This is a genomic window from Magnetococcales bacterium (assembly GCA_015231925.1).
Classification (GTDB): Bacteria; Pseudomonadota; Magnetococcia; order Magnetococcales; family JADGAQ01; genus JADGAQ01.
In genome coordinates this window covers 1-5,016 of sequence record JADGAQ010000245.1, presented here as the reverse complement: position 1 = coordinate 5,016, position 5,016 = coordinate 1, and the positions used below count along the sequence as shown (strand labels likewise).

At 58.9% G+C, this 5,016-nt stretch carries 4 protein-coding genes; 2 read left to right on the top strand and 2 right to left on the bottom strand.

The window, feature by feature from the left end; genetic code table 11:
* Window positions 1-149: 149 nt before the first annotated feature.
* Window positions 150-1,424, top strand: a complete 1,275-nt coding sequence (locus tag HQL56_18045) for a DUF4325 domain-containing protein (GenBank protein MBF0311420.1) — start codon at window positions 150-152, stop codon at window positions 1,422-1,424.
* A gap of 183 nt (window positions 1,425-1,607) precedes the next feature.
* Here HQL56_18045 and HQL56_18040 read toward each other — a convergent pair whose 3' ends face one another.
* The gene (locus tag HQL56_18040; GenBank protein ID MBF0311419.1) at window positions 1,608-3,761 is read right to left on the bottom strand and encodes an adenylate/guanylate cyclase domain-containing protein; all 2,154 of its coding nucleotides are present in this window, start codon (window positions 3,759-3,761) and stop codon (window positions 1,608-1,610) included.
* 73 nt (window positions 3,762-3,834) lie between these two features.
* Entirely contained in the window at window positions 3,835-4,311 is a 477-nt protein-coding gene (locus tag HQL56_18035; protein ID MBF0311418.1) for a cyclic nucleotide-binding domain-containing protein, read from the bottom strand.
* A gap of 102 nt (window positions 4,312-4,413) precedes the next feature.
* On the opposite strand from HQL56_18035, the gene HQL56_18030 reads away from it, so the two are divergent.
* A complete protein-coding gene (locus tag HQL56_18030) occupies window positions 4,414-4,923 on the top strand; it encodes a DUF523 domain-containing protein (GenBank protein ID MBF0311417.1) in 510 nt (169 codons plus the stop codon).
* Window positions 4,924-5,016 lie beyond the last annotated feature (93 nt).

Genomic DNA, 5,016 nt, shown 5'->3' with positions numbered 1-5,016 from the left:
TTTCAATATGTTATCTTTTAAGTATCAAAAAAAGAAAATGTTCTATCCTTTGACGTTTCTTGTCCAGGTTTTGTTGTAAATTTAATCGTTGAAAAATCAAAAGGCTGTTGTCGGGTTAGCTCGGCAAATACCGTTTCATCGGGCATGAGATGACCACCATCCGGCTTTCCCCCTCCTTCTCCTTCTGGACTCGGGACGTTATCGATTTTGATCAGGTTCTTGGCCAATTCGTCTGGGATCCGGCCGATCAGGAGGTCGAAATCGACCTGACGAGCTGCCAAACGGCCAATTATCAGGCGTTGGCGTTGCTGGTTCCCTACATTTGGAAGTTGGTCGCCAAGGGAAAAAAAATAACCGTAAAGCGAGTCGCCGAAAGAGGATCTCCGGGCGAAATGTGGTCCCTGATGGGGGCGCGAGGCTGGTCCCAGGTCTTGTTCAACGAAGATCAGAGCTTTCGGGGTGATCCCTTCAAGCCGTTGATGGCCATTCGCGGGACGCGGGACGTCGGCTTGGCCCTTTCCAGGATTGATGAATATACCAAAGAGTTCGAGATTTCGTATCGGGATATACTATATTACATCGTTTCTGAATTGATCTACAATACGGTGGAACACGGAGCCTCGTTTTTCACCAACCGGTTCAAACGAACCATGCGAATTCCCTCGCTGGTGCAGTTTACCTGGTATAAGACCCGCGACGAGCTTTCATTCCTCATCGCGGACACGGGCATGGGTATCAAAGCCCATCTGGAGCAGGCCTACCCGGTATTCGAGAATGATGCCGAGGCCATTATGTATGCCTTGCAGCCTCGGGTTTCCGGAACCTTCAACGATGCCACCGGGTATCGGGCGACCAACAATGCCGGGGTCGGACTGTTCATCTCCAGCAATATCGTGCGCAAGTTGCATGCGGACATGTATCTGTTATCCGGAAACGGGTTGGTCCATGTCTCCCCGATGGATGTCACCCGGAAAAATCTGAACTATCGTTGGCCCGGCACGGCGGTTTTGATTCTCGTCAAACTATCCAGGTCGACGGAAACGCTGCACTTTCAACGCATGATGGCGGAGTTGCGCGACAAGGCGGCCCGAGAGAGTTCCGTATCGGGAGATGCGGACGAGGACAACAAGGTCTACCTCTCGATTGAAAACTATTTTGGCAAGTATGCCGAGGATAAACAGGCGGCCATCCAGTATCGGGTGCGCCATCTGATGCCGGCGATTGCGGAGGGCAAGACCGTTCTCCTCGATTTTGCCGATGTACAGGGGGCACCCCACAGTTTTCTGAGCGCACTTCTGGCGGTTCCCATTCAAACACTGGGTCAGAAGGCCTACAAACGGCTGAAAATCCGCAATGCCAGTACCGAGATTCGCGAAACGATCGATTTCATTCTGGATGAGAACGTTACGGAAGGGGAGGAGTGAGTCAGGGTGTTGACTTTTAATCTTTTAAGTATCAAAAAAGGAAATGTTCTCTCCTTTGACGTGTCTATTATTTTTTGACTTTTCAGTACAAATAAAATACAAAATCCTTATGACAGACACGTCAAAGGACAGAATATTTCCTTTTTTTGATACTTAAAGGAAACATATTGAAAGGCGGGTGACCTACTTCCCTTCCATCACCACCTGTTTGCCTTTGTGGCCCTCTTTCAGGCGTTTGCAATGGAAGGCCGACAGGTTGTCCTGGGGATATTTCTCCACCAGCGCCTCGAAGGCGGCCAGGGCGCCCTCTTCTTCCCGTTCCAGCATGCCGAATGCGGCCATGTAGGCCTGCATCTGTTCACCGGCCATCTCTTCCGCCGTTCGGGGTTCGAAGGTGGGGATGGCTTCGCTTTTGCCCTTGAGGAACAAGTCGCCGATGGGGCGACCGGTGAAACCCGGTATGCGGGAGCTGGTGGCCCCGCTGATGCAGATCAGGGTGCCGAAATACTTGTTGGCCCCTTCCAAACGCGAGGAGGTGTTGATGGGATCCCCCAGGGCGCGATAATCGAACATGGTTTCGCCACCGAAGTTGCCCACCAGCACCGTGCCGGAGTGGACCCCGATGCGGGTGGCGCCGAAGGGGATGCCCTCGGCGGCGCACTCTCTGGCGTAACGTTGGGCGAACTCGTGCATCTCGGTGGCGCAGGCCACGGCGCGGGCGGCATGATCCTCCTGAATGACGGGTGCGGAGAAGAGTACGGCCACCGCGTCCCCCACGATGCGGTCGAGGGTGCCTTCGTGGCGGAAGGTGATCTTGATCATCTGGTCGAGGTAGTTGTTGAGGATTTCCACCACCTTGCCGGGGTCGAAACGCTCCATGAGGGTGGTGAACCCCGACAGATCGGTCATGACGAAGGAGCATTCGCGGGTTTCGCCGCCCAGGTTGAGCTGGTCGGGGTTGGCCACCAGATGGGCCACCCGGTTGGGCGAGACGTAGCGGGAGAAGGCCGACTTGATCCAGCGGGACTCCCGCTCCGAGGCGATGTGCCGGGGAATGGTGATGGCCAGGAACATCAGCACGATGGTGGTGGCGGGGAAGAAGGGGTCGAGCAGCAGCCGGCTCTCCACGAAGGCGAACCAGGTGGCCACGATCACCACGGCGGAGAGGCCCACGGAGACGACGGCACCGAACACCGCGCGGGCGCGGGTGAAGAGCAGCACCATGAGCAGCCAGATGATTCCGAGGCCCAGGCCGACCAGTCCGTCGACCCAGGCGGGCAGGGAGAGGAAGGTGCCTTGCAGAATCTGCTCGGTCAACTGGGCATGCACCTCGACGCCGGGGATGATCTCCCCGAGGGGGCTGAAGCGCAGATCGAGCAGTCCTTTGGCGGAGGTGCCGATATAGAGGATATGGCCGGCGATCAGGGTGGGATCGACCTTGCCTTCCAGAATCTGCCAGGCGGGGACATAGAGCGATTTGCGGTGGGGTGCGAAATGGAGATAAACCGCCCCTTCGGAGGTGGTGGGCACGGAGAGGGCGCCGATTTTGAGGGAGTCGATGCCGGTGGGGGCGATGGCCTTGACGGCGATGTTGCGGGCTCCCTGAGCCACGCGCAGGGCTTCGACGGAGAGGGAGGGCACGATCTTGTTCCGATGCTGCATCAGCAGATGCACACGGCGGATGACGCCGTCCTGATCGGGGACGAAGGAGAAGTTGCCGACACCGGGGGCGGCCTCTTCCAGCTCGGCCAGGTTGGCGATGGCGCCGTTGGTGTGTTTCAGGTAGGGCAGGGGATCGTCGCCGGCGGTGATGAACTTGGCTTTGACGGTGAAGCGGGCTTTTTCCTGGGCATCCTCGCTCAGGGTGAAGCCGGCCACCACCGGAGCGTTGGCGAAGGCTTCGGCCAGCACCTTGTCGTGATCGGGATAGGTGGCGGCCAGTTTGCCGGCTTCGGGGGAGTCGGGCCAGATTTTGGGCAGATTGGCGGGCGAGGTGCGATCCGGCTCGGCGAAGACGATGTCGAAGGCGATGGTGGCGGCCTGGAGTTCGGTGAGGCGATTGACCAGATCGGCCAGTTTGGTGCGAGGCCAGGGCCATTGTCCGTAGCGGGCCAAGCTTTCGTCGTCGATGTCGACGACCCGCACCGGCGCGCCTTCGGAAGTACGGGGGTGCAGGCGTTGCAGGGTGTCGAAGGCCTGGTTGCGCAACGACAGGAACAGGGGGGGCTTGACCACCTGCAGCCAGACGGCCAGGGCCAGCACCAGGAAGGAGGCCCAGTAGGGGGCGCTCTTCAGCAGCCAGCCGACGGATGAGGATTTTTTGGCAGCACCGCTCACCGCGAGATCTTTCGAAAGAAGGGGGAGACGAAACAGGTCGGGAAGTGGCCCTCTCCCGACCTGTATCAGGGCATCAGAAATCGAACATTTTCTGGGACTTGAGCTGATCGGTGAGCTTGATCACCCGCTGGGCCAGAACCTTGGCGATGCGGTCCATCAGCAGGAAGCCGATGGTGGGGTTGTCGAGCATGAAGGCGTTGAGCTTTTCCCCGTTGATCTTGAGGAAACGGGTGCGCCCTTTGCAGGTGATGCCTGCGGAGCGTTTGGTACTCAACAGGAAGGCGATTTCGCCGTAGAGTTCGTTGTCGATGCCTTGCAGACTGGCTTCGGCGGCGGTTTCGAGGGGAACGAACTTGGCCCCGACGCTGACCGATCCGCCGATGAGCAGGAAGAGATCCTGCCTGCCGACGTCGTTGTTTTCGGAGATGGCTTTCTGCCCGTCCTGAAAGTCCTGGATCTCGCAGAAGTCGGAGAGGGTGGCCAGGGAGGCTTCGTCCAACCCGGCGAAGAGGGTGGTGCGCTTCAGGATGGTCAAGGTCGCGGCATTCATGGTGGCCCCTTGGGGAATTGGCTCGGCAAAGTTGAATCCGTCAGGATGCCCCATATTGGCAGAAGCCGGACGTGGAATCCAGGAGAAGGATTGAGGCAATACATGGCAAGTCAAACGGGGGAGTTACCCCTCCTCGGCATCAGTCGCTGTTTGTTGGGGGAGTTGGTGCGTTACGACGGGGGGCATCGGCAGGATGCGGCGCTGGTGGAGGCGTTGCGGGCGCGGGTGCGGCTGGTGCCGGTCTGTCCGGAGGTGGAGGCGGGTCTGGGGGTGCCGCGGGAGCCGATGCATTTCGTCAACGCATCCGGCGGGCGGCGACTGGTCACCGTGGACAGCGGGCGGGATTGTACGGCGACGCTGTCGCGGTGGTGCGAGGTCGAGGCGCGGCGATGGCAATCCCTCGGGGTGCGCGGGGCGGTGCTGAAGGCGCGATCCCCTTCGTGCGGACTGTCGGTGGTCGTCTCGGACGGGTCGACCACGCCGGGCTTGTTCGTCGAGGCGCTGGCCCGTTTCGCCCCCGGAATCGTTGTGGAAAACGCCGAAAACCTGGCAGACAACGCCTCCTTCGAGGCTTTTCTGGCCCGGATCAGTGGTTGCCGGGCAGCAGTTTGAGCAGGGCGATCATAATACCGGAAGTGCCGATCATCCATTTAATTCCATTTCTGTTTCATTCGTTCATTAATACGGGGGTCCGGGGGCGATTAT